Below are 25,194 nucleotides of genomic sequence, written 5' to 3'. Positions count from 1 at the left end.
GAAAAAGGTGAGATCATCTCTAGCAAAAATCAGTCAGAAAACATATTGATTTTATTAAAGTTTTTGTTGAATGGTTTTTAGCCAAAACCATCACCCCAAAAAAACAAACCCCAACCCAGTTCATTAACAAAACTTTACAAAAAGCTAACAAAAAAAGTAGCGCGTAATTAATCAATCGATTATAATTTAAGCGCTTCCAAAGCAAAGGGAAAACTCATTATTTGAGCAGATAATTATAAAAAAGTGCAAATAAAACAAATATTTACTTGACAGGACAATCGAAATGCGTTACCATTTATGGCATCTGGCATCTGGCATCTGGCCTGCCAAACCTACGCCCAAAATCTTTTTCAATTTCACCGTAGTCTAAAACAGAGACAGTACTTATTTTCATCAGCGAAGTCGACGGCGTCATCGTGGTCTTTACTGGTGATGTCTTTGGCGTGTTCTTCGGCTAAATTATCGCCGATATCCAAGTGTTTATTAAAACCGCCATTAGTATTCAAACCGCCATTATGGTTTAGGCTTTCATTATTATCTAAATTATCTAAGTCGGCATTATTCTTTGCGGCATTGTTGTTATTGTCATATACACAGGGCTCTGTGGCATTAACGGCATACACATCAAAATATATAGAGGGAAGTGCGCCATATTTAACATTCGATGATGGTCAAACAAAGGCCACAGATACAAATAGTTTATTGTCTATTAAGTTGCAGGATGGTCGAGTCATCACACCGTCAACCAATCCATCAAGTGCAACCAATCCAATAAGATTGCCTAGTGGAAGTAATACTTTAGGTGATATAGGGATGATAATCCCGTCATCGGTTAGTTCAGTGAGTTTAAGTGATTTAGTCACAAGGTATAATTATTGGGGTGATGATGATGGAGATGGACAGGGAACTAATGGTATAACCGCAACGGGGAGTATATCGGTATCATTTACGGACAAAAATGGCAATGCCATCAGTCGTAGTGATGCATTAAGTATATGTTTTGCACCATATAAGGTCACCTTAGCTAGTACAGAGGGGAGTTTAACTACCCAGTATGGAGTGCCAAGGAGTAGTAGTTTCAGCGGAGCTACGGTGGATTATTACATCAATCCGTATGGTGGTGCTGAAATTTGTTCGGTCAGGCCGAATTTGACGTTGGGTGGCACAAAAGGTATAGATTCTAGAGACAGCCCTAAGTACGCCGGCCCAGCTAGCATATGGGACCCAAAAAAGGGTTTCTTAGTTCAGTCAACAAGTCCATCATCTTACGACCAAAACTTTCCAACTACAGGTTCTGATGGGTTGTATTTTGACTTGGAGTTGCCAGCAGGTTTAGATGGAAGTCAGTTGACGTGGTCAGTTGTCACGAATGGTAGTATAAGGGCAACGGTGAGTTGGACAAGGCCGCGTACAGATTCACACCAAGACCCAGTGAGAGGAACAATCCAACATGATGTTTGGATTACAGATAAATCGAGTTATGTAACACGGGTCACGTTAAGCGGTCCAAGGGCGAGCGATGCTCAAATAAGCTCAAGTAGTCCTAGTAGACTTGCCGTACCAAGTTTACCACAGACCTTTGAGTTGGTGGGTAGGGATAGTCATGGTAATGAGTTGAGGTATGGGTTTGTCTTAAGACAGTGGTTCGTCCATCGGGTTAAATACGATACTCTATCTAATCAAACATCTTGGTGTAGAAGTTTGGGTTATCGTTTGTCACAGGTCAGGGATTTAACTAATGTAGTAACTAGTTATCCTATTTCTGGCGCCACACCTAGCTCATCTGGTAATTATTATCAGCGTAATATAGGTGCTGGTTTTTTCACTGAGTGGGGCGTCATGTACTACTACGCTGATGCGGGCTTCGTCAACTACAACTACTGGACAAGCGACGCGGCGGCAGGTAGCAATGGGTTCACTGTCTACACGGCCTACGGCACCGTCTACAGCTTCAGCACTTCCTTCCGTTATTACGCTGTTTGCGCCGCACCTTAGTTCTTAGCGTTTAGTTCTTAATCTTTAGGGCGCGGAAGGGGGTTACGGTGCCTGAGAGGATAATATAACAAAGAATAAAGCCCCCGCGTAAGTTGGGGCGTTTTCCCTTAGGGTTGCGCTGTGGCGCTTTAAAGCGGTGGTCTATTTTTAGTACGGCAAGGTTTCGGACGTTTTGACCTTTGGTGAACAAAATAGCTACAGTGACAACGTCCGAGCAAAGGGAATTAAAGCGAATTCCTCTTGCAATCCCACGCTTTGGCTACAGAATGTGGCCTACGGCTGCCCCGACGCCGTCGCTCGGTCTTAACGCACCGTTTGTGCAATTACTCGTATCATCCTGATACTCGCCTCTACGAGGCCATATTCGCTGTGCTCAGATGTTCAAATTTGTTCCAGACAAATTTGTCTGACGCCGAAACAAGACAGATAACATAACATAACCTTAAGTGGCTTTTATGAGTCACTTTTTTATAAAAAACACTGCAAAAACCTCAAAAAATCGCTCCGGTACATTATTGATTTTATTAAAGTTTTTATGCGTTTTTTTCAAAAAAACAAAAACCTTTTATTTTTATCTGTACTATTTTTTACAATTACCCATAATGTTACTATAATAACATTATCACCCTATATCTGTTATTAAAATAACATATTACACCTAACAAATTCATTAAATTAGACATCAAAACTAAAAAAAATTAAGGACATCACTATGAATTATGCAAAGTATATCGATCATACTTTACTTGCGATGAACGCAACAAAAGACCAAATCACTAAACTTTGTGAAGAAGCTAAACAATACCATTTTTATTCAGTTTGTGTAAATTCAGGCTATGTTCCTTTAGTGGCTAGCTTACTAAAAGGTAGCGATGTAAAAGTGTGTTCAGTCGTTGGCTTTCCTTTAGGTGCAATGCTAACTAGCGCTAAAGCCTTTGAAACCGAAATGGCGGTTAAAGCAGGTGCGCAAGAAATCGATATGGTTATCAATGTGGGTTGGTTAAAAAGCAATGATTGGGATGCGGTTAAACAAGATATTGAGGCGGTATTTAACGCTTGTGGCGCTGTGCCATTAAAAGTGATTTTAGAAACTTGTTTATTAACTAAAGACGAAATTGTTAAAGTCTGTGAAATCTGTAAGCAAATTGGCGTTGCTTTTGTTAAAACCTCAACAGGGTTTAGTGTATCTGGCGCAACGGTTGAGGATGTTAAGTTGATGCGTGATACCGTTGGTAATGAGATGGGCGTTAAGGCATCGGGCGGTATTCGTGATCGTCAAACGGCTGAAAAAATGGTTCAAGCGGGGGCTTCGCGTTTAGGGGCTAGTGCTGGTATTGCGATTGTTTCTGGTGATGCAACTTCGACCAGTGATTATTAATCAATGATATCAATTAATAAGCTACTTATGTAGCTTGTTATTATTGATTTATGGGATCAGCATGGAAACACAATCACAAAAAAGAGTGAATGATCTTATTCAACTTTTAAAAAAAACAGATAAGATTCATTTAAAACAAGCCGCTAAGTTGTTGGCCGTTTCAGAAATGACCATTCGCCGAGATTTGAGCAATGTTGGCTGTTCCCTAAGTGTTTTGGGTGGCTATGTTGTTAGTGATGCTCGTCATCAAATTACCCCGTATTTTTTGTCAGACCAACAAGATAAACAGGTTTATGAAAAACAATATATTGCCAATATAGCTAGTAAATACATTGTAGAAAACGATACCGTTTTTTTTGATTGTGGTACCTCTATTCCTTTTATTATTGATGCCATTGATGATGAAATAACTTTTACCGCTATCTGCTATTCATTAAACGCATTTTTAGCATTACAAAATAAATCTAATTGTAAGACAATTTTATGTGGTGGTCATTATCAGGCTAATAATGCGATTTTTAGCGCTATTGGACAGCATAGTGAATTAAATTCGATTTGCCCAAATAAAGCGTTTATTTCGGCCGCAGGGATTGATATTGAACAAGGTGCAACTTGTTATCATTTTGATGAAGTTGCTATGAAATTGCAGGCGATAAAAAAATCAGGTCAAAATATTTTGATTGCCGATCATACTAAATTTAATCAAGTTAAACCGGCTTTTATTGGTGAGTTAACTCTGTTTAATCAAATTATTACAGATAAAGTGCCAACCAAGCAATTTATTAATTTTTTAGCTAACCATAATATAGATTTAATGTATTAATATGAAAAATATCACAATTTTAGGTTCGACAGGTTCAATTGGTTGCAGTACGCTAGCGGTTATTGCTCAAAATCCACATCTATTTAAAGCTTATGCTTTAGTAGGAGGTAATAATGTTGCCAAAATGACTGAGCAATGTCTGGCTTTTAAGCCTAAATACGTTGCCATGGCAACAGCGCAAGCTGAGACGGCATTAAGAGCAAATCTTGCCAATCTAAAATTGGATATTGATGTGTTAAGTGGTGAACAAGCCATTTGCGACTTAGCGCAGTTGCCCGAGGTCGATCAAGTGATGGCGGCTATTGTGGGGGCGGCAGGATTAAAACCAACTCTTGCTGCGATTAAAAAAGGTAAGCGTATTTTGTTGGCCAATAAAGAATCGTTAGTAACCTGTGGGCATTTATTTATGCAAGCGGTTAAAGAGTATGGCGCTGAGTTGTTGCCGGTAGATAGCGAACATAACGCTATTTTTCAAAGTTTACCAACGGCGGTACAGCATGATTTAGGTTTTGCTAACCTTGCTGAGAATGGTATTACTAAAATCGTGTTAACAGGTTCTGGCGGACCATTTCGCGATTGGGATTTAGCTAAACTGGTACATGTCACCCCCGAGCAAGCGGTTGCTCACCCTAATTGGTCGATGGGTAAAAAAATATCTGTCGATTCGGCAACGATGATGAATAAAGGGCTGGAATATATTGAGGCTCGTTGGCTATTTAATGCCAGTGCCGGCGAAATGGAAATTATTATTCATCCTCAATCAATTATCCATTCAATGGTACGTTATCAAGATGGTAGTGTGGTGGCTGAACTTGGTGTGCCTGATATGTGCACGCCAATTGCTTATGCCATGTCTTACCCCGATCGTGTGCCTTCAAGCGTACCACCTTTAGATTTTACGCAAATTTCGTCGTTAACATTTAAACAACCTGACTTTGACCATTATCCATGTTTAAAATTGGCAATCGATGCCTTTAATCAAGGGCAAGCGGCTACCACAGCGCTCAATGCCGCCAATGAAGTTGCGGTTGAAGCATTTTTGCAACATAAAATTGGTTTTATGGATATTGCTAAAAATGTATCAAAAGTATTAGATCAATTGGCTTTCCCTGAGCCATCGACGATTGATGATGTTTTTATGATAGATCAATGGGCAAGATCACAATGTAGTCGGTGTTAAATGCTATTTGATTTTATAAACAGTAATTTAACTAAATAGTTGAGTTATTAAATAGTTAAATTACTGAGTAGTTAAGTTATTGAGTGGTAAAGGGCAGTCAATCATAATTATATTTTGAAACTATTGTATTCAATCTTGCTGCCCTATTAGTAAGTTTTTACTATTTTTATTATGCCATTTGTTTTGCTGTTAATGTTGGATTATCGCTAATAAATGATTGTAAAAATGTACTATCAGGTAGTGCAGTTAATGCGCCTTTTTTGGTTGTAGCTAAGGCTCCACAAGCACTGGCAATGGTCATCATGCTTTCTAACATCAGTTTATCCTCAGGCATGCCTGATGATGCAATACTACTGAGTAATCCTGCGACAAAAGCATCACCTGCACCGGTTGTATCAACACTATTTACATGGTACGAATCAAACGAAAATGTTTTGCCTTGCCATAATACGATGCTGCCATCTTTACCTTTGGTAATTAATTTTAATGGTGCTTCATAGTGTTGTTGTAGTTTATTTAATGCTTCACTCCAATCATTGCTTTGAGTTAACCAAAATAGTTCTTCGTCTGATAGTTTAAGGATATCAGCATCATGACAAAATTGGGTAATGGTGGTGCGCATTTCGTCTTTATTGACCCACATCTGTTCGCGCAAGTTAACATCAAAGCTGATTAGGCCATTTTTAGCGGTAAGCTGTTCAATCGCAGTTTTAAGTGTTTGACGGCAGGTGTGGCCAACTAGCGCCAAAGAGCAAAAGTGTAAAATATCTTGGTTAAAATTAGGAATTGCTTGCTGAGATAAAAATTGATCAGCTGAAGGTGAAACCAAAAAAGTAAAACTACGTTCCCCGTTTTTTCCTAAATCAACAACCACAGTACTTGTTCGATGATGTTCATCTTTTTCAAGGCTTTGGCAATCAACGTTATATTGGCGGAATGTGGTTTCCATAAAATCACCAAAAGGGTCATTACCAACACGACCAATAAACGCTGAAGGCAGCCCTAATTTTGCAATACCAATTGCAACATTTGCAGGTGCGCCACCAGCACATGCTTTATAATTCATATCACCAAATGGCAATAAATCAATAACGGCATCCCCAAGGGACCAAACTTTAGTATTATTCATTTTTTAACTCGATTATAGTTAGTTACTGCGGTAATCTAGTATAGAGACAGATTACTTGAGTTTTTTGAAATATGTCATCTTTTTACTTTTTAGTAAAGTCATTAATACTTAATCTGTTGTTGAATTTATAATAGTCATTTTTTAAAAGTCCGCCATAGACTAAATCATTTGACAAAAAATTCATTGTTAACGTTAAAAATATGTGACTATCATCACATATTTTATCGCTAATTTCATTAACAGTTAACGTTAACAATTAAATTAAGATACTATTAAATAAAGGTATCTAATATTGGATAAAAAAGGGGTTTTTATGTCTACTGCTATTGATAAAGCCAATCTAGCTGTTAAAAATTTAGAAAAAGTAATGAATAAACAATATTATCCACATTTTCATTTAGCTCCACCAGCTGGTTGGATGAATGATCCTAACGGTTTGATTTACTTTAAAGGTCAATATCATGCCTTTTATCAGCATCATCCTTATGATGAAAATTGGGGACCAATGCATTGGGGACATGTTGTTAGTGATGATTTAGTCACATGGCGAAGGTTGCCAATAGCTATTGCTCCCGATCAAGAATTTGATAAGTCAGGCTGTTTTTCTGGATCGGCCGTAGATAATAATGGTGAGTTATGCTTAATTTATACTGGTCATATTTGGTTGAGTGGCCAAGGTTATGATGAACAGATTCGACAAAGCCAATGTCTTGCAACTAGTAAAGATGGCATTCATTTTGAAAAGCAAGGCACAGTACTTACCCCTCAAGACGGAGTGATGCACTTTCGCGATCCTAAAGTGTGGCAACAAGATGGTAGATGGTGGATGGTTGTTGGTCAGCGAACGCCAAATAATGTTGGTCAAGTTTTACTATTTAGATCTGATGATTTAAATGAATGGCAATTGGATCATGTTGTAGTGAGTGATATCGATCCTGATGTTTATATGCTTGAATGTCCTGACTTTTTTCCACTTGGTGATAAATGGGTTTTGATGTTTTCACCACAAGGGTTGAAAGCAAAAGGTTATCAGTATCGGAATCGATTCCAATCAGGCTATATAGTAGGTAATTGGCAACCTGGGCAGCAATTTTCAATAGTTAAACCTTTTCAAGAAATGGATTTTGGACACGATTTTTATGCACCGCAATCATTTCTTGCCGCTGATGGACGTCGTATTATTTTTGCTTGGATGGATATGTGGCAGTCAGCCATGCCAAGCAAAAAAGATAAATGGGCAGGCGCATTTACACTTCCTCGTGAGTTGATTTTAGATCAATATAATAAAGTCAGAAATCGCCCAATAAAGGAACTTGAAGCATTGCGCGAAAAGCCAAAATCATTTGGTGAAATAACGCTCAATAGTGAACTTAAAAATACCAATATTGAGTCAATTTGTTGTGAACTTTGTGTTGAGTTTGATTTAAAAGAAAGTGATGCTGAGCGTTTTGGTTTGCAACTTGCTGCCACTGAAAATGGTAAACAAGCAACATTACTATATGTTGATTTACAATCTAATCGTATTGTTCTTGATCGTAGTTTATCTGGTCTTGAATTAACCGGTTATCGTAGTGTACCACTACCAAAAAGAAAAAAATTAACTTTACATGTGTATGTTGATGCTTCATCTGTAGAAGTATTTGTTAATGGTGATTTATATAGCCTTTCAAGCCGTATCTATCCAAAATTACCAGCGGAGCGAGTAGTTAATTTATTTGCTGAAAATGGTAGCGCCAAAATAACCAAATTAGATAGCTGGCAGTTAAAATCTATTTATGCGTAATTGATGATTGAATTGATCGCCATTGGGCGGTCAATTTATTTAAGTAAGTTATAATGAATTCCTTTCTAAATAAGGTGATGCTACCTGTATTATCTGTTTTTGGTTTTTGTTATTAATTATATGTAAAGCTGCTTGTTCTCCAATCTCATAATGAGGCAATTGCACTGTTGTCAGTGGTGGATAAAATAGTTCACCAGTACCTACCATGTTATCGTAACCTAATACAGCCACATCAGAAGGAATATGAAGTCCTTGACCGAGTAAATATTGATAAGCAACAAAAGCTATTCGATCATTACCACAAATTAATACATCAAAATCGGGTTTTTTATTACAATGCTGTTTGAGTATATCAACCGTCATCATATATTCTTGAGCAAGATCATCTGATAAAGTTGAGGTATGGTAACTAGTAATCTCATTTAAATTGTAACCGGCATCTAACCACGCTTGCTCAACAGCTTTACGTCTAGTTTTTCCTGCTAATGTGGTTTCTGATAAATAGATGCATAATGGTTTTTTATAGCCTTTCTTTATTACTTGTTGCATGGCTTGATATTGACCCAAATAGTCATTTGGAATGTAGCAAGCTAGTTGTTTTGAATCACTTATACAGTTGGCTAATACAACATTTTTATCTAATAACTTTTCAGGAAGTTCAACTTTTCTTAATCCCATTGTGGTATAGATAATACCGTTAGGGCGATATGATAGCAGGGTGTTTATTGCATGATCGGGATCTTTATCATCAAATAAATTAACAATAAATGTATTCCAACCATGATCTTGTGCGGTCTTTTCTATGGCTTGTAGTAATTCTACCGAAAATGGCGTCATTGCTGTTTCTAATGCCAAAACACCAATTGCACTTGGTCCTGACTTATCACCACGAATCTTCCTTGCCGATAAGTCAGGTACGTAATTAAGGTGCTCAATAGCTTGTTTAACGCGCTTGTAAGTTTCTTTATTTAATTTTTCAGGGTTATTTATTGCGCGTGAAACCGTCATCAATGAAACAGATGCTAGCTTTGCAACATCCTTAAGTGAAGCCATAGTTAAATCCTTTTGTTTAACAAGATAAAAATGATTATCAGCCATTACTATGCATGATGATACCACAAATAGAAATGATAAAAAGTGTGAGGTAAGTAACATTTATGACAATTGGTTCTATCTATTTAGTATCAAATATGACAATAATGTTAACATTAACATGTTAACGTTAAACTTCATCGATTTTCAACAATATAAGAGTAATAAACATGAATATGATAAAAAATAGAAACTATTGGTTCTCGTCTGGTTACCTTATTACTTTTTATGCTGAGTGGTCGCTGTGGTGGTCCTTTTACGCAATTTGGCTAAAAAGTAAAATTGACTTATCCGGTGAGCAGTTAGGTATTGTTTATGCGGCTAATTCTGCCGCAGCCATGTTTTTCATGATTTTCTATGGCATTATCCAAGATAAATTACAAATAGGTAAAGCTGTAGTGACCTTCCAAAGTATTATCATGGTTCTTATTGGCCCTTTTTTAATTTATGTGTATGAGCCTTTATTAAAAAATGATTTTATTTGGGGTGTTTGTATCGGTGCACCAGTTTTAAGTGCTAGCTTTATTTCGGGCAGTGCTTTGATTGACTCTTTTATTGAACGTATTAGTCGATTATTTGGCTTTGAATTTGGTCCTGCTCGTTTTTGGGGATCATTTGGTTATGCTGCTGCAACGTTTGTTGCCGGTATTTTATTTGGTATTGATCCTCATATTAACTTTTGGATGGCGTCGGGTGTTGCGGTTATCTTTTTCACCATTAATATAGTATTTAAGCCAAAACAATATCATGCATCACCAACTGAAAATAACGATACTGCTTTAGTAGAAAAAACAACGACTATACCAACAATGGGCGAAATCTTATCGCTGTTTGGTTTGCAAAAATTTTGGTTGTTTGTGTTGTTTGTTATTGGTACTTATAGTTTTTATACTATCTATGATCAACAGTTATTTCCTAATTTTTATACTGGTTTTTTTGAAAAACCAGAAGATGGCTATCAAGTTTATGGTTATTTAAATTCCTTCCAAGTCTTTTTAGAAGCAACTTGTATGATTATTGCTCCTTATTTTATTAACAAAATGGGAGCTAAAAAATCGCTATTAGTTGCTGCACTAGTTATGATTTGCCGAATTGCATTATCTGCAACGTTAGATAATATTTATCTGATATCATTCGTTAAGTTATTTCATGCAATTGAAATTCCATTATTTATTTTGGCAATGTTTAAATATATTGTAGGTAATTTTGATGCTCGGTTATCTGCTACACTTTATTTAGTTGGTTTTAATATTTCATCGAATCTTGGCGTTATTGTGTTGTCATGGTTTGTGGGTAAATTATTTGATAATACAGGATATGCGACAACATTTTATGTGCTTGCTGGGGTTGTTTTGATTACTTCAATAATAGCTATATTTACTTTAAGTGACGAGGAAAAAGCAAAACAACAATAATTTTAAATTAGCCCTAATAATTATAAAAATGGAAACATATTGTTTCCATTTTTCTTTTTATTGATGTTAAATCAATACAATTCTTGCTTCTAAGGAAAGTTTGCGAAACAATATTAGCAATTTTAGATAATATGTATAGGGACTTGTAGTGAACGATGTAAAAGTAGTTGTTAAACCCGAGATGTTATGGCAAACCATTCGACAAGAAGCTTCTGAATTAGTTGAAAGCGAGCCGATGTTAGCTAGTTATTTCCATGCAACATTACTCAATCATGAAGATCTGGGGAGTGCTTTAAGCTATATTTTAGCTAATAAGCTTGTTTCTCAGGTTATGCCCGCTATTGAAATTCGTGAAATTGCCCGTCAGGCTTATCAAGCGGACCAAAATATTATTCAGTCAGCTATATGCGATATCATGGCTGTTTATATTCGCGATCCAGCCACTAATTACTATTCAACACCACTTCTTTATTACAAAGGATTTTTATCCTTGCAAGCTTATCGAATTGCACATTGGCTTTGGAAGCAAAACCGTAAATCATTGGCTATTTTTTTACAAAGCCAAATTGCGATTGTATTTGGTGTTGATATTCACCCTGCGGCAAAAATTGGCTGTGGAGTAATGTTTGATCACGCAACAGGTATTGTGATTGGAGAAACAGTAGTAATTGAAAATGATGTTTCTATTTTACAATCGGTTACATTAGGCGGAACGGGTAAAGAAAATGGTGATCGCCATCCAAAAATTCGTGAAGGAGTGATGATTGGAGCTCATTCAACAATTTTAGGTAATATTGAAATAGGCAAAGGTGCTAAAATTGGAGCTGGCTCTGTTGTGTTAGATCCCGTACCTCAGCATACAACCGTTGCAGGTGTACCAGCCAAAGTGGTGGGTTGCCCTGATTGCGAAAAACCAGCATTAAATATGGATCAAGACATTTAATTGTTATTAGATAATAAAAAACTCCGTTGATAAACACAGACGGAGTTTTTAATAATTGATTGGCTACTTACTGTTAAGATTTACATCCATTGTTGGGTATGGAATATTAATATTATTTTCAGTTAATCCATTTTTGATATTTTCAAGCAGCTCACCTTTTACCGCGCCATAATTTTCGTTTAATGTCCAAACTAACACATTAAAATTCATCGAGGACGCATCTAAAACATCTAATCGAATGGTAGGCTCTTTGGATGTTAATATATTATTAGTTTTATCAACTGCTTGCTTTAACACTTGATAGACTTTTTGAATATCTGAATCATAACCAACATTAACCACCAAATCTAAACGTCTTTCTGGTAAGCGAGTATAGTTGATAATATTAGCACTTACTACTTGGCTGTTAGGAATTATAACTAGTTCGTTGGTTGGTGTAACAATAGATGTTGAGAAAATTTGTATAGAATCAATAATACCTTGCTGACTATTGATTATTACCGTTTCACCGACTTTAAATGGACGAAAAATAATTAAAATAACTCCAGCCGCAAAGTTAGATAGTGAACCTTGTAACGCTAAACCAACAGCTAAGCCAGCGGCACCAATCACTGCAACAATGGATGCTGTTTGAACTCCTAATTGACCTAAAACGGCAACCAATGTCATTACAATAGTCGCATAGTATGCTAATGCACTAACAAATTTAACAACAGTTGGATCAACGTGTCGATTTGATAATATTCTTTTTAATTGGTTGCTAATAAATCTAGCGATAGTTCTACCAATAACAAAAATAACAATGGCAAAGCAAAAATGAGCAATATAGCTAAATACAACCCCATCATATTTTTCAATAAATGAAAGGGTGTAATTTAAGAAACCTTCAAAATTCATATTATTATCCTCAGTAATGGGTAATAGAAATTTTTGTTAAAGTATTTTAATTCGCAATTGGCTAAACAAGTTGTTTGATTAATAAAGACCAACGTGTATCAAAATTAGTTGTTGGTAGATATTTAAAACCTGAACGAGAATAACGTGCCATCATTCCCTCGCAAAAAGCTAATAATTGGCTAGATAAAATACGTTCATCAGTTATGAAGGCAACACCTTCACGAATTTTTCGCTCGCGTAAAACTTGTTTAATTTGAGTTTCAATTCGTTCAAATAGCTGGCTAATACGTTCTTGTAACTGATCTTGCTCAAACATTAATGCGTGCCCAGTCATAATTCTGGTTAATCCTGGGTTCTTTTCAGAAAACCCTAATATCAAAGCAAGAATAAGTTGTAACCGAGTAAATGTATTTGGCTCTTCATGCATGATCACATTTATACGGGATAACAAGATATCTTCAATATAGACAATTAAACTTTCAAACATTTTTGTTTTACTTGGAAAATGTCGATATAAAGCTGCTTCAGAAACACCTACTGTTGCAGCTAATTTAGCCGTAGTTATTCTTTGAGTACCTTCATTAGATTCAAGCATTTTTGCCAATGCTTGTAAGATATCTTCTTTGCGATTTCTATTTTTGCTACTCACGATCATTTTTTACCCGAATGTCCAAAACCACCTTCGCCTCGTGCTGATTCAACAAATTCATCAACAATGTTAAATTCGGCTTGTACAACCGGAACAATGATTAGTTGAGCAATTCGATCGCCGGCTTCAATCACAAAAGGAGTTTGGCTTCGATTCCAAACAGGCACAAATAATTGACCTTGATAATCCGAATCAATCAAACCCACCAAATTACCAAGTACAATACCATTTTTTGAACCAAGCCCTGAACGCGGTAACACTAATGCTGCTAAACTAGGATCAGCAATATGCATTGATAAACCAGTCGGCGTTAGGATAGTTTCTCCTGGTTTTATTTCGGTTGTTTTATCAAACATTGCTCTTAAATCAATGCCTGCAGATCCTTCAGTTGCATAAGTAGGTAGAGGAAATTCGTTACCTAAACGTTTGTCTAATACTTTTATATCAATTTTTCTTTTCATCATGACTCGCTTTATATCGTGTTATAACAGTTTGAAGTAACTGTGTTGCTAATTGGTTTTTACTGCTTAATGGTAACGTTTGCTCACCATTTTGCCAATACAGTGTTAATGCATTTTGATCGGAATTAAAGCCAATGGTTTTATCAGAAACATCATTAGCACAAATTAAATCTAAGTTTTTTGCGGTTAATTTTTTTAGTGCATAAGCTTTAACATCGTTAGTTTCAGCGGAAAATCCTACCACAAAAGGGCGATGTGTTTTTAGCGCTGCGACACTTGCTACAATATCGGGATTTTTAACTAATTCAATCACAAGTTCATCGTTATCGCCCGTTTTTTTAATTTTTTGTGTCGCAATTGTTTTAGCATGATAGTCGGCAACAGCGGCACAAGAAATAAAAATATTTGATTTTTTAGCGTGATTCATTGCTTCATCGTACATCTGTTTAGCGCTTTTAACGTCAATTCGGTTGACATTACTCGGCGTATGTAAATGAACCGGTCCACTAATTAATGTGACATTGGCACCCATTTGAGCAGCGGCGTTTGCAATTGCAAATCCCATTTTTCCTGAACTGTAATTACTAATATAACGAACTGGATCGATTTCTTCGATTGTTGGTCCTGCCGTAATGGTAATTGATATATCTGAAAGCACTGAGGTTGATTTAAAATAGTGGGTTATTTCTTCAACAATAGTGAGCGGCTCAAGCATACGTCCTGGTCCAACATCACCGCAGGCTTGAAAACCACTATCTGGACCTAAAATTAAGGTATTTCTTGACGCTAATACAGATAAATTATGTTGAGTTGCGGCGGCTTTATACATTTGTTGATTCATCGCCGGAGCAATGGCAATTGGCGAAGATGTTGCTAAACAAATTGTTGATAACAAATCATCGGCAATACCATTTGCCATTTTAGCAATAATATTGGCGGTTGCAGGCGCAATTAATACTAAATCAGCCCATTTGGCAAGTTCAATATGACTCATAGAAAGCTCGGCCGATGGATCAAAGAGATCGCTAGAAACCTGATTGCCAGAAACAGCTTGAAGCGTCATTTTAGTGACAAAATGGCTAGCAGAATCAGTCAAAACAACACGCACTTGTGCGCCACATTTTTTTAAATGACGAACCAGATCAGGGCATTTATAAGCAGCAATGCCGCCAGTAATTCCTAATAAGATACGTTTACCTGTTAGACTCATAAGCCAGCTTCCTTCCTACCAAAATGAAAGCGTTATATTACCACAATTAAGTTAGATAATAAGTAGCTCTTTCGCATTGGCTAATGTTGCGTCTGTAATTTTATCGCCGCCTAATAACCGAGCAAGTTCGTTTAAACGGCCCGTATTATCTAGCTTTTGCATATCGGTTGATGTCTGCTTGCCGTTGGTTTGTTTACTAACAAAATAGTGCTGATTTGCTTGCCCTGCAACTTGTGGCAAGTGAGTTACTGTGATCACTTGCGTTGATTCACCAAGTTGCCTTAATAACTGGCCGACTTTAGCCGCTGTTGGTCCACTGATACCAACATCAATTTCATCAAATATTAAAGCTGGCGTATCCATTTTTTGAGCAGTTAACACCTGAATTGCCAAAGCAATACGCGACAACTCACCGCCTGAAGCCACTTTTGCAAGCGGTTGTGCGCTTTGTCCTGCATTGGTGCTGACTAAAAATGTTACCTGATCGGCACCGTCTTCATTTAATCGATTTTCATCAAAAGCAATATCGATACTAAATTGTCCATTAGGCATAGATAATTCATGCATAATAGTGGTGACTTTTTTAGCTAATGTTTTGCTTATCGTTAACCTTTTTTGATGCAATTTTGTAGCAATTTCAACGGCGATTTGATGGTATTTAGTAATATCATTTTTAAGTTGTTCACTTTGTTCATCTTGCTGATTAATTTGTTTAAATTCAGCTAACAAAGTTTGATGTAAATCTGGCAATTCTTCGGGCAAGACATGATGTTTACGCGCCAAAGCAATCTGTTTAGATAACCGCTGTTCTAGTTGCATGACTCGAGCAGGATCGAGTTCTAAACGTTCACTATAATGACGAAGCTCATCACTTGCTTCTTTAATTTGAATAGATGCCTCTTCCAACATGTTATAAACATTATTTAACGCTGGATCGAGCGAGGTTAGTTCTTGAACACTATTTTTCACACTGCTTAGTAAATTACTGACGTTATAGTCGTCTGCCTCGTCTAACAACATGACAGATTGCTGGCTTAGATTAATTAACTGTTCGCTATTAGATAACCGTTTGTACTCTTCATCAATTTGTTGAAACTCCCCTTCAATGGGCGAAAATTCATTAAGTTCTTTTAATTGATATTGCAAAAGTTGCATATGTGCATCACGCTCTTGCCTTGTTGTTTCGTATTGCTGGTAAGCCCGTGTTGCTTCTTTCCATTTCTTATAGGCTTGATGCATTTGAGCAAGTAGTGTTGGTTCATTCATATAATGATTTAACAACAACTGCTGATAATCACTGCGTAACAGGCGTTGATGCTCATGTTGCCCATGAATTTGAATCAACATTTGCCCCAAATCTTTTAATTGCGAAATAGGAACAGCTCGACCATTAATAAATGCTTTAGAACGCCCATCTTGATTAATTACTCGTCGCAAAATGCACTCATTGCCCTCATCAAGTTGGTTTTCGCTTAGCCAATCAAAAGCCGCTGGCGTATCATCAAGCACAAAACTTGCAGAAATATCAACACGATCAGCGCCATGTCGAATAGATGAAGCATCAGAACGATTACCTAAACATAATCCCAATGCATCAATAGCAATCGACTTCCCCGCGCCCGTTTCACCCGTAATAGCGGTCATCCCCGTAGTAAAGTCAACAAGAAGCTGATCCACAATAGCAAAATTATTAATAGTTAGTTGAGTTATCATAATAAATTAATACATAAGGCTAGTTATCATATTGGCAGTATAGCAGTAAAAATACTGTAAATAAATACAGGGTTGGTTTTTTTGTTTTTTGGGAGGGGGCGAGGATATATATAGGTATAAAGTGATTTTGCCATATCAATATTGACAATAAGGATTGGTTGTAACACCAAAAGAAAAATTTACACACAGTTTTAGCTAAGAATGTTAATAGGGTACAAAACCTAATTTTTCAAGTTCAATTTTCATTGCATCGATGTTTTCTTTTTCTAATAATTCATGATCAATAACAATTATGAGTTCTTGTTTAGCTCGAGTTAAGGCTACATAAACTTGCTTCCACACCTTATTGAATTTATTTTTTTGTGGCAAATTATTTTGTATTAAATAATTATAGATATTTAGAGAAAGGATAATGACACATGAATCCGAATCTAGTCCTTTTATAGAATCTATACTAGATATATTAAATATGTTTTTAGGATTTTTGCTAAATTGAGAAGAAAATTCTGCATATTCAGCTTCTTTCAGACGAAAGGAATATTTTGCTTGTAAATCTTGAATAGCTTTTTCTATATTTGATTGTTGTATTTCTTCGAGAAAATCAATATGAGCTGCTTTTACTAATAAGTTTTTGTCTAATTTAGAGGGACAAGCTTTAATTTTTTCTTCAATAAAATCAGGAAATGTTACTTTTATATGCTTACTAGTTGAGTATCTACCCTGTTTTTTATCAATACAAACTATATGCTTTTTAATATATTCATGAATGATCTTGATAAATTGTGGATGTGTTGATTCTAAATATTTCAAAATTCCTTTATTTTGATTTATTGAGTTTTGTTTTTGATTGGGATAACAAAAACGATTAGAAATAGCTAATATTTCTGATGGAACTCGCCGAGTTACATTATTTATAGGATGCAATATTACATAGGTTTCAGATTCAACTTTCCTAATAAAATCAATTAAAGCATTGCTATACTTAATTGCTTGTTTAGGATCTCCTATCATATACACATCAGAACATTTTTTAGCTATAATATTAAACGTTTCTAGTCCGTCACTATCAAGGTCTTGTACTTCATCAATAAAAATCTTTGCAATTTTTGCTTGTAATAGATCAAGTATGAACCTGACCTTCGCTTTCTTTTCTTTGTTACTATGTTTTCTATTATTTTCGTCAATGATTTGTTTAGAAATATTGTATATTTTTTCAGAATGAATAATATTTTTTAATTTTAGTCTTTTGATTTTTTGTCCTTTATAACTATTTTTTTCATCCTTAAGTGCGATTGTTGAACAATTATTATATTTATCCCCTAAAATATAAAATGAAAATGGATAAATAATTTTATTAAGTAAAAAACTATGGACTGTTTCGATCACTACATTGTTCGGAATATATCCTAATGATTTTAATATCTCGTAATAGATTTTTTCTGTTGCTGAGTTGGTATAGGTTAACGCAAAAATTACCTTATGGTCATTTATAGTATTAATGTGTTTAATTATTGTTTGCGCTAACTCGTGTGTTTTACCTGCTCCAGCTCCAGCTATTTGAATTTCTAACATAATATTTTCCTTATCACTTCGTCAATATGATTAGGCAGGCTTAATTCTATTTCGTTTTTAAGTAAAGCATCACAAATTAGGAGCATACCTTCAGCTTTATCTGATTTAAGGTGCTTTGACATTTCTTCCTGATTAAAATTTTTTTTAAATAGTTTATTTAAACTCTTAAGATTATCATTTGTAGCAACAAAATCATCTTCAAGTGTATATTTTGTTGTTGTTCTTACTGTGATATTTTCATTTTTGATATCATATTGTTGATGCTCATTTTTTGCATTATGTTGATCATCAAAATCTCTTATAATCCCAATTTTTTTCTTATTATTTTCTTTATTAAGAATTAACCATACATCTAAAAATGTTTTAAAACCCTTTTGATTAATCGAAATGACTTCTATGTTATTTAGCTTCGAACAATTTCTAGTTAAAAATGCATTTATTAGCATTTCCTCAGTAGTTCCCTCAACTAAAATAACTTTATTAGCAAAAAGCAATTTAAGAATATCGAAATTAGGGCGTTTTCTAAGATAGTTTAATAATTCTTGAGATGTATTAGATAAATTAATAGCTTTTTCACCAGTCAAAACAAGGACGTTTGATAGTTTTAATTTATTAATCACAGTAGGACTATGCGTGGATATGATTGTTTGTAATAAAGAGTTACTATTATTGACACTTTTATGGATAAAATCAGTAACAAGTTTTAGGTTGTTAATACTTAAATGCGCTTCAGGCTCTTCAATACAACATAAATTGAAAGTAGATTTATTTATCTTATAATAAGCAAATAGAATGAAAATATAGATTAAATTTCTCTGTCCTAAACCTCTTTGATAAAGAAACTCTTCCCCATATCTCAATGTTATATTAGATAAAATATTTTTTAAATTAGGAAGGTTTGGAATACACTCCAATTGTTTTAGATGGTCTGTAATATTTTCGAATTCTTCATTTATTTGAATAATTTTTTCAAATGTTTTAGTTCTCTCAATCTCAGAAAAAAAACTTATATAAGCTTGATTAATTATATTTTTTTCTGTTTCATTTAAATTGTTAATTAGTAATCTCGTGAGTATGCTATTGGATTTCATTGTGCTACTATCTGAGAAATTATCACGTTCGGCATTAATATGATTAATTTTAATATTTTTTAGTTCATTAAAACTGATTAGCTTTTCATTATTTACTGACACTATTTGATAATCATAAAATTCTATAGGTAGAGTAAAACAGTTTATATCTTCTATTTTTGAATCTTTTAATAAAGAACGTACAGTATTTAAGAATTCTTTATTATCTTTGGGTTTAAAATCATATCGAATTTTAAAACAATCCTCATCCTCATCTTTTATTAACCAATTAAATAAAATAGCTTTCTCATAGCTATTTTCTGGTTCTACAAACTGGAGCGTTATTGTAACTTTTGGTATCTTATTGAGTTGTTCCTCTTCAGGTTCTCTATTTATTATTGAACGGTAAAACTCTTTTATACTTTCTCTATTAATATCAGATACATTCAGTTTTTTCTGATTGTAGGCAATGCTGTTGCTTGCTAAGGGTAAGGATAAAGCAGAAAAAAATTTGATTTACCTGTACAGTTTTCACCAACAACAACAGTTAATTTTTGTAAAATAGCTTCAAAATTTCTAAAATTCCTATAATTATTAATTTTTACTTTTTTGATGTACATATTTTATGAATACCCTTACCGTGTTTAGTATCTGTGTAAGTATATTATAATAATGGTATGATAAAAATTGTTAATTTACAAAGATATCAACTGGAGTTATTTACCTTCAACAATCATTTTCACTTCGCTTATTTACAATAACAGCTCAATAACCAAACAAATCCTTATGTTACTAGTGGAAAAATAAACCTATCATATTGTAAAACACATCCATAATCCCACACCATTTAACTAAACTTATATAATTACCACCAACCCCACTTATTCTTCTTTTATCCCAAATTACACAGGAGTATAATTTATACACCTATTATTATAATTATGGAAAACCCAGTATGTTTGGAAATAAAACAAATCGTCAAGTCATTATTTGGACAACAATCATTGGTGGTTTTATTAGTGCTTTAGTTAAGTGGGGATCCGAGGTTAATATGCCTCCTCGTGTCCCGGGTGAAATTTCGCCTCCAGCTGCACATATTGATGCATGGCTTGGTTGGTTAGGGATTGATTCTCATTCACTTGATTATATTTATCAAACAGCAACTGTTTCTGGTGCGGTAACGCTTTATCACTGGTTATTCAGTTTTGCTTTCGCCTTTGTTTATGTGGCTGGTGCATATTATTGCAACAAAATCCGACTATGGTATGGCGCTGTTTATGGCACGATTATTACTATCTCTATGCATGGTTTTTTAATTCCATTACTTGGCTTTCGTCATCCTGCTTATGATGCCGAAGGTACTGTTGGTTGGTTATGGAATTTAAATGGCTATGAACTTTGGAGCGAAATTTTGGGTCATATCTATTGGGGCGTTTCAATTGAAATTTGTATGATTGCCGTTCTTGCTCATTTTTCAAGACCTATTCGTGGCGAGTGGCGTCAATAATTTAAGCTAAATCACTTAATACTAAATCCTACTATTTAACTATAGTGGGATTTTTTATTTTATTAGTTATAGTTAAAAACTATATTAACCAATAAAAAACTAGAATTATTCAATATCTGTTTTTTTTGTTATCTTCTTTATCACTAAAGAAAGTCGATAAAAAGGAAATAAAAATGAATACTGCTGTTATTGGATATCCTCGAGTTGGTAAGCTTCGTGAACTTAAATTTGCAACAGAAGCCTATTTTAAAGGTAATAAAACACAAGCCGAATTATTAAGCGAAGCTAAAGCGCTACGAGCTGAGCATTTAAAACAACAAGCTGCTCAAAAAATTGCCTTTATTTCATCTAATGATTTTTCATTCTATGATGCGGTGTTAGATACAGCGTGTTTACTTAATGTTATTCCAAAACGTTACCAAGATTTAGGTTTACCTGAACTTGACCGTTATTTTGCGATGGCACGTGGTTATCAGGGTGAAAAAGGCGATGTGCGAGCACTCGCTATGAAAAAATGGTTTAACACCAATTACCACTATTTAGTACCTGAAATTGAAGATTCAGTACAAATTAAGTTAACAGGCACTAAACCTTTTGACGAATATCAAGAAGCGAAAGCGCTAGGTGTGCAAACCAAACCGGTTGTGGTTGGGCCGTTAACTTTTTTTAAATTAGCGCAGTATTTAGGTAAAAAACAGCTTGGTGATTTTAAAGCCGATATTATTAAAGCTTATCAAGAAATCATCCAAAAATTCACAACGCTTGGTGCTGAGTGGATCCAAATTGATGAGCCAATTTTAGTGACCGATCTAAATAAAGACGATATCGCCTTATTTACCGAACTTTATCAAGCGATTTTATCAGTTAAAGGTAACACCAAAATTGTTCTACAAACCTATTTTGGTGATGTACGTGATTGTTATAAAGAGCTTGTCGCTTTACCTTTTGATGGGATTGGGCTTGATTTTGTTGAAGGTAAACAGTCATTAGCTTTACTTGAAAACAATGGTTTCCCTGCCGATAAAGTCTTATTTGCTGGTGTGGTAAATGGAAAAAATATCTGGAAAAACAATTACCAAAAAACCTTAGCATTACTTGGTAAAATCAAACAAAAAGCCGCAAATATTGTAATCAATACTTCTTGTTCATTACTGCATGTTCCTTATACATTGCAAAATGAGACCAAATTAACTATTCAACAACGTGCTTATTTTGCTTTTGCACAAGAAAAGCTACAAGAACTTGCTGAACTTGGTCAATTATTTAAGGATGCAAATCCTGAAAATAATGCCGCTTATAAAGCTAACCAAACATTATTTACTCGTGAGCGTGAAGGCTCAAATCAAGCTGTACGCCAAAAAGTGGCCGCATTAAAAGATTCGGACTTTACTCGTTTACCTGAATTTTCAGTGCGTGAAGCAGCACAGAAAAAGGCCTTTAATTTGCCACTATTACCAACAACCACTATTGGATCATTCCCACAAACGCCTGATGTACGTTTAAATCGTGCTAAATTCAAAAAAGGTGAAATTTGCCTGAACGAATATACTGAGTTTAATCAACAAAAAATTGCGCAATGTATTAAATTACAAGAAGAAATAGGCATTGATGTGTTAGTTCATGGTGAATTTGAACGTAATGACATGGTCGAATATTTTGGCGAAAGCTTAAATGGCTTTGTGTTTACTGAAAAAGCATGGGTGCAATCTTATGGTACTCGTTGCGTTAAGCCACCAATTGTTTGGGGTGATATTTCACGCTCAAAACCGATTACTGTTGCATATTCAAAATATGCACAAAGCCTGACAGACAAACCAGTTAAAGGTATGTTAACAGGACCTGTGACTATTCTAAATTGGTCGTTCCCACGAGAAGATATTTCTCAAAAAGAATCGGTATTCCAAATAGCATTAGCAATTGGTGATGAAGTATTAGATCTTGAAGCAGCGGGTATTAAGATCATTCAAATTGACGAAGCAGCATTAAAAGAAAAATTACCACTACGTAAAGCCGATTGGAACAGTGAATACCTTGATTGGGCGATCCCTGCGTTTAGATTGGTACATAGCAAAGTGCAAGCAGATACGCAAATTCATACTCATATGTGTTATAGCGAATTTGCTGACATTATTAAAGATATTGATGCAATGGACGCTGATGTTATTTCGTTCGAGGCTTCTCGCTCTAATTTGCAGTTGATTGACGTACTTAATGCAAACAACTTCAAAACTGAAGTGGGACCAGGGGTTTATGACATCCATTCACCACGTGTACCACCAGTAGCCGAAATCAAAGCAACGATTGAAAAGTTACTAGCGAAGATTGATAACCAAAAATTGTGGATCAACCCAGATTGCGGTTTAAAAACTCGTGGCGAAAAAGAAGTGGTTGAAAGCTTACAACATTTAGTACAAGCCACTTTAGAAGTAAGAAAAACACTGAATTAAGTACTATTTTTACAAAGTCGTTGAGTTTTTTATTAACAAATCAGGCTTTGTTTAGCCTTACGTTTCCGCCGCCTATTTGGGCGGCGGAAGTGTCAATAAAGGAAATGAGTGACATAACCAATGGATGAAACAAATGAAAACAAATCTACTATTTAATAAAAAAACCGTATTCTCCTTTGAGGTTTTTCCCCCTAAAAAAACCTCACCTCTAGAAACAATTTATAGTACATTGCGTGAACTTGGTTATTTTAAACCTGATTTTATCAGTGTCACTTATGGTGCAGGTGGTAGCTTAAATGGTCAAACCACCATTGATATTGCCCACTCAGTCAAACACACTTATGGCATTGAAAGCGTCGCTCACTTGCCGGGGATCAATTTTGATAAAGCTGAAATGCAAAAAATCCTACACGATCTTAAATGTGCAGGAATTGATAATGTGCTCGCTTTGCGTGGTGACATTAGCCCGAATGTGCAACCTAAAGATGACTTTCGCTTTGCCAGCGAACTGGTGACATTCATTAAAGAAAACGGTGATTTTAACGTGATTGGTGCATGTTACCCAGAAGGACATCTTGAAGCAGCAACACTAAAACAAGATCTGATCCATTTAAAAGAAAAGGTCAATGCAGGTACCGATCAACTTATTTCACAGCTATTTTTTGATAATGACTATTTTTATACATTTTTAGATAAAGCTCGCGATATTGGCATTAATGTTCCAATAGAAGCAGGCATCATGCCAGTGACCAATAAAAACCAAATTGAGCGTATGGTATCAATGTGTGGGGTGAATTTACCTAAAAAATTCAAACAAATGATGGAAAAATACGAACACCATCCAGAAGCATTTCGTGATGCCGGTATTGCTTATGCAATTGATCAGATTGTTGATTTAGTTTCGCAAGATGTCGATGGCATTCACTTATACACCATGAACAATAGCTACATAGCAAGACGCATTAGCGAAGCAGTATCAACATTGCTAGCGGTACCAAAATCGCAATAGCGGCGGTATAAAAATAGTAATGGTATAAAGATAAAGTGTGATGTTTGGAGTACTATGGAGTTGTTACGGACTAGCTAAAATTGGTTGCGGGGGCTGGATTTGAACCAACGACCTTCGGGTTATGAGCCCGACGAGCTACCAAGCTGCTCCACCCCGCGTCAAAGAAGTGGCTATATTATAGCAATAAAATAATAAAGCAATACCTATTTAGCTTAAACGCCACATTTTTAAACATTCTTGAGGGGATCTAGATTATTTTCTTACATAAACACAAATTTATGTGAAAGTTTTTAACAAGGATTATACTCTTTCACAAAAGCCCAAAACACCTCAAATTTAATCGTGCTAAAAATAGCTATAATCTTATAACGATATGATTTTAACCAAAAACAAAAAACTTCAACAAAATCAATACTATACCGGAGAGATTTTAGGCCTTTAAAAAGCACCTACTCCACCAGTCCCAAAAACCACCCAACCGCTACCTCCACCCGTAAAAAACGCCACTCCCCCCCACACTCACCGCTAACAATTCTTTACAATAAATTAACAAAAAAAGTGGCGGATTATTTATCACCAAGTTATAATTTTTAAGCTTATACAGGCAAGGAATCGCTCATTAATTAAGTGAACGGATATAAAAGTTCAGAAAAAACAAGAAATTACTTGACAAGGAAATAAAAATGCATTACCATGGTTGGCATCTGGCATCTGGCATCTGGCCTGCCAAACCTATGCCCTAAATCTTATTGATTCGCAAGGTGGCCAAAATAGGGCGCCACAGTTATTTTCATCATCGAAGTCATTTCGCGTAGCGGAATCGACGCCGTCATCGGGGTCTTTACTGGCGATGCCGTCGGCGGATTCTTCGATAACATCTTCGGCCATATTTTCGGCAAAATTATCGTCGATATCCAAGTG

At 35.3% G+C, this 25,194-nt stretch carries 21 protein-coding genes and 1 tRNA gene; 10 read left to right on the top strand and 12 right to left on the bottom strand.

From position 1 onward, the window contains the following. Positions 1 to 297 precede the first annotated feature (297 nt). The 4 genes from A9G31_RS08615 (at position 298) to ispC (ending at position 5,376) form a co-directional block, all read left to right on the top strand. Positions 298 to 1,995 carry a hypothetical protein gene (locus A9G31_RS08615; protein WP_141671427.1) on the top strand — a complete coding sequence of 566 codons (1,698 nt, stop codon included), beginning with the start codon at positions 298 to 300 and terminating at the stop codon, positions 1,993 to 1,995. Between the two features lie 706 nt (positions 1,996 to 2,701). Then, positions 2,702 to 3,373 carry a deoxyribose-phosphate aldolase gene (gene deoC, locus A9G31_RS08610; protein WP_065561288.1) on the top strand — a complete coding sequence of 224 codons (672 nt, stop codon included), beginning with the start codon at positions 2,702 to 2,704 and terminating at the stop codon, positions 3,371 to 3,373. A gap of 61 nt (positions 3,374 to 3,434) precedes the next feature. Continuing rightward, a complete protein-coding gene (deoR, locus tag A9G31_RS08605) occupies positions 3,435 to 4,196 on the top strand; it encodes a DNA-binding transcriptional repressor DeoR (RefSeq protein WP_065561287.1) in 762 nt (253 codons plus the stop codon). 1 nt (position 4,197) lies between these two features. Beyond that, positions 4,198 to 5,376, top strand: coding sequence for a 1-deoxy-D-xylulose-5-phosphate reductoisomerase (ispC, locus tag A9G31_RS08600; protein WP_065561286.1), 1,179 nt, complete (start codon positions 4,198 to 4,200; stop codon positions 5,374 to 5,376). Positions 5,377 to 5,545: 169 nt separating this feature from the next. Here ispC and A9G31_RS08595 read toward each other — a convergent pair whose 3' ends face one another. Further along, on the bottom strand, positions 5,546 to 6,505 hold the full coding sequence (locus A9G31_RS08595; RefSeq protein WP_034909594.1) for an aminoimidazole riboside kinase: 960 nt from the start codon (positions 6,503 to 6,505) through the stop codon (positions 5,546 to 5,548). Between the two features lie 313 nt (positions 6,506 to 6,818). Between A9G31_RS08595 and A9G31_RS08590 the strand changes: the two genes are divergently transcribed. Then, positions 6,819 to 8,288: a glycoside hydrolase family 32 protein gene (locus A9G31_RS08590; RefSeq protein WP_034909591.1), complete on the top strand. Its 1,470-nt coding sequence runs from the start codon at positions 6,819 to 6,821 to the stop codon at positions 8,286 to 8,288. Between the two features lie 48 nt (positions 8,289 to 8,336). Here A9G31_RS08590 and A9G31_RS08585 read toward each other — a convergent pair whose 3' ends face one another. Next, entirely contained in the window at positions 8,337 to 9,341 is a 1,005-nt protein-coding gene (locus A9G31_RS08585; RefSeq protein ID WP_034909633.1) for a LacI family DNA-binding transcriptional regulator, read from the bottom strand. A gap of 209 nt (positions 9,342 to 9,550) precedes the next feature. On the opposite strand from A9G31_RS08585, the gene A9G31_RS08575 reads away from it, so the two are divergent. Together A9G31_RS08575 and cysE are read left to right on the top strand one after the other, a co-directional pair. Then, positions 9,551 to 10,795 carry an oligosaccharide MFS transporter gene (locus A9G31_RS08575; protein ID WP_065561284.1) on the top strand — a complete coding sequence of 415 codons (1,245 nt, stop codon included), beginning with the start codon at positions 9,551 to 9,553 and terminating at the stop codon, positions 10,793 to 10,795. A 181-nt stretch (positions 10,796 to 10,976) separates the two neighbouring features. Beyond that, positions 10,977 to 11,738: a serine O-acetyltransferase gene (gene cysE / locus A9G31_RS08570; RefSeq protein ID WP_065561301.1), complete on the top strand. Its 762-nt coding sequence runs from the start codon at positions 10,977 to 10,979 to the stop codon at positions 11,736 to 11,738. A gap of 63 nt (positions 11,739 to 11,801) precedes the next feature. On the opposite strand, the gene A9G31_RS08565 is transcribed toward cysE, so the two are convergent. The 8 genes from A9G31_RS08565 to A9G31_RS12250 all read right to left on the bottom strand — a co-directional run bounded on the left by A9G31_RS08565 (position 11,802) and on the right by A9G31_RS12250 (position 19,930). After that, a complete protein-coding gene (locus tag A9G31_RS08565; protein WP_065561283.1) occupies positions 11,802 to 12,635 on the bottom strand; it encodes a mechanosensitive ion channel domain-containing protein in 834 nt (277 codons plus the stop codon). A 61-nt stretch (positions 12,636 to 12,696) separates the two neighbouring features. Then, entirely contained in the window at positions 12,697 to 13,290 is a 594-nt protein-coding gene (gene slmA, locus A9G31_RS08560; RefSeq protein WP_034909580.1) for a nucleoid occlusion factor SlmA, read from the bottom strand. Further along, complete coding sequence (gene dut, locus A9G31_RS08555; protein ID WP_034909576.1) at positions 13,287 to 13,745, bottom strand: dUTP diphosphatase; 459 nt, start codon at positions 13,743 to 13,745, stop codon at positions 13,287 to 13,289. The genes slmA and dut overlap by 4 nt, the downstream gene beginning before the upstream one ends. Further along, positions 13,729 to 14,955 carry a bifunctional phosphopantothenoylcysteine decarboxylase/phosphopantothenate--cysteine ligase CoaBC gene (gene coaBC / locus A9G31_RS08550; RefSeq protein WP_065561282.1) on the bottom strand — a complete coding sequence of 409 codons (1,227 nt, stop codon included), beginning with the start codon at positions 14,953 to 14,955 and terminating at the stop codon, positions 13,729 to 13,731. The genes dut and coaBC overlap by 17 nt, the downstream gene beginning before the upstream one ends. Before the next feature lie 51 nt (positions 14,956 to 15,006). Then, on the bottom strand, positions 15,007 to 16,668 hold the full coding sequence (recN, locus tag A9G31_RS08545) for a DNA repair protein RecN (protein ID WP_065561281.1): 1,662 nt from the start codon (positions 16,666 to 16,668) through the stop codon (positions 15,007 to 15,009). A gap of 204 nt (positions 16,669 to 16,872) precedes the next feature. After that, entirely contained in the window at positions 16,873 to 18,240 is a 1,368-nt protein-coding gene (locus A9G31_RS08540; RefSeq protein ID WP_065561280.1) for a UvrD-helicase domain-containing protein, read from the bottom strand. Then, a complete protein-coding gene (locus tag A9G31_RS08535; protein WP_335339936.1) occupies positions 18,234 to 19,655 on the bottom strand; it encodes an ATP-dependent nuclease in 1,422 nt (473 codons plus the stop codon). The genes A9G31_RS08540 and A9G31_RS08535 overlap by 7 nt, the downstream gene beginning before the upstream one ends. A gap of 137 nt (positions 19,656 to 19,792) precedes the next feature. Next, positions 19,793 to 19,930 carry an AAA family ATPase gene (locus tag A9G31_RS12250; RefSeq protein ID WP_218056427.1) on the bottom strand — a complete coding sequence of 46 codons (138 nt, stop codon included), beginning with the start codon at positions 19,928 to 19,930 and terminating at the stop codon, positions 19,793 to 19,795. A 335-nt stretch (positions 19,931 to 20,265) separates the two neighbouring features. Between A9G31_RS12250 and A9G31_RS08530 the strand changes: the two genes are divergently transcribed. The 3 genes from A9G31_RS08530 to metF all read left to right on the top strand — a co-directional run bounded on the left by A9G31_RS08530 (position 20,266) and on the right by metF (position 24,273). After that, positions 20,266 to 20,817, top strand: a complete 552-nt coding sequence (locus A9G31_RS08530) for a YagU family protein (protein ID WP_065561279.1) — start codon at positions 20,266 to 20,268, stop codon at positions 20,815 to 20,817. 173 nt (positions 20,818 to 20,990) lie between these two features. Beyond that, entirely contained in the window at positions 20,991 to 23,264 is a 2,274-nt protein-coding gene (gene metE / locus A9G31_RS08525) for a 5-methyltetrahydropteroyltriglutamate--homocysteine S-methyltransferase (RefSeq protein ID WP_065561278.1), read from the top strand. A gap of 133 nt (positions 23,265 to 23,397) precedes the next feature. Then, positions 23,398 to 24,273: a methylenetetrahydrofolate reductase [NAD(P)H] gene (gene metF, locus A9G31_RS08520; RefSeq protein WP_065561300.1), complete on the top strand. Its 876-nt coding sequence runs from the start codon at positions 23,398 to 23,400 to the stop codon at positions 24,271 to 24,273. A gap of 81 nt (positions 24,274 to 24,354) precedes the next feature. On the opposite strand, the gene A9G31_RS08515 is transcribed toward metF, so the two are convergent. After that, positions 24,355 to 24,431 (bottom strand) — tRNA-Met (locus tag A9G31_RS08515). A 574-nt stretch (positions 24,432 to 25,005) separates the two neighbouring features. Further along, the coding region (locus tag A9G31_RS11860) for a hypothetical protein (protein ID WP_176700379.1) at positions 25,006 to 25,194 on the bottom strand (189 nt) is incomplete at its 5' end.

The organism is Gilliamella sp. Gris1-4 (assembly GCF_001690335.1).
Classification (GTDB): domain Bacteria; phylum Pseudomonadota; class Gammaproteobacteria; order Enterobacterales; family Orbaceae; genus Gilliamella; species Gilliamella apicola_P.
This window is presented reverse-complemented; position numbering and strand designations above follow the sequence as displayed.

Excerpts from the sequence above, each read along its gene's own strand:
- A9G31_RS08615 (WP_141671427.1), top strand. The coding sequence starts at position 298 with ATGGCATCTGGCATCTGGCATCTGGCCTGCCAAACCTACGCCCAAAAT.
- deoR (WP_065561287.1), top strand. The coding sequence starts at position 3,435 with ATGGAAACACAATCACAAAAAAGAGTGAATGATCTTATTCAACTTTTA.
- ispC (WP_065561286.1), top strand. The coding sequence starts at position 4,198 with ATGAAAAATATCACAATTTTAGGTTCGACAGGTTCAATTGGTTGCAGT.
- A9G31_RS08595 (WP_034909594.1), bottom strand. The coding sequence starts at position 6,505 with ATGAATAATACTAAAGTTTGGTCCCTTGGGGATGCCGTTATTGATTTA.
- A9G31_RS08590 (WP_034909591.1), top strand. The coding sequence starts at position 6,819 with ATGTCTACTGCTATTGATAAAGCCAATCTAGCTGTTAAAAATTTAGAA.
- A9G31_RS08585 (WP_034909633.1), bottom strand. The coding sequence starts at position 9,341 with ATGGCTTCACTTAAGGATGTTGCAAAGCTAGCATCTGTTTCATTGATG.
- A9G31_RS08575 (WP_065561284.1), top strand. The coding sequence starts at position 9,551 with ATGAATATGATAAAAAATAGAAACTATTGGTTCTCGTCTGGTTACCTT.
- cysE (WP_065561301.1), top strand. The coding sequence starts at position 10,977 with ATGTTATGGCAAACCATTCGACAAGAAGCTTCTGAATTAGTTGAAAGC.
- A9G31_RS08565 (WP_065561283.1), bottom strand. The coding sequence starts at position 12,635 with ATGAATTTTGAAGGTTTCTTAAATTACACCCTTTCATTTATTGAAAAA.
- slmA (WP_034909580.1), bottom strand. The coding sequence starts at position 13,290 with ATGATCGTGAGTAGCAAAAATAGAAATCGCAAAGAAGATATCTTACAA.
- dut (WP_034909576.1), bottom strand. The coding sequence starts at position 13,745 with ATGAAAAGAAAAATTGATATAAAAGTATTAGACAAACGTTTAGGTAAC.
- coaBC (WP_065561282.1), bottom strand. The coding sequence starts at position 14,955 with ATGAGTCTAACAGGTAAACGTATCTTATTAGGAATTACTGGCGGCATT.
- recN (WP_065561281.1), bottom strand. The coding sequence starts at position 16,668 with ATGATAACTCAACTAACTATTAATAATTTTGCTATTGTGGATCAGCTT.
- A9G31_RS08540 (WP_065561280.1), bottom strand. The coding sequence starts at position 18,240 with ATGTTAGAAATTCAAATAGCTGGAGCTGGAGCAGGTAAAACACACGAG.
- A9G31_RS12250 (WP_218056427.1), bottom strand. The coding sequence starts at position 19,930 with ATGTACATCAAAAAAGTAAAAATTAATAATTATAGGAATTTTAGAAAT.
- A9G31_RS08530 (WP_065561279.1), top strand. The coding sequence starts at position 20,266 with ATGTTTGGAAATAAAACAAATCGTCAAGTCATTATTTGGACAACAATC.
- metE (WP_065561278.1), top strand. The coding sequence starts at position 20,991 with ATGAATACTGCTGTTATTGGATATCCTCGAGTTGGTAAGCTTCGTGAA.
- metF (WP_065561300.1), top strand. The coding sequence starts at position 23,398 with ATGAAAACAAATCTACTATTTAATAAAAAAACCGTATTCTCCTTTGAG.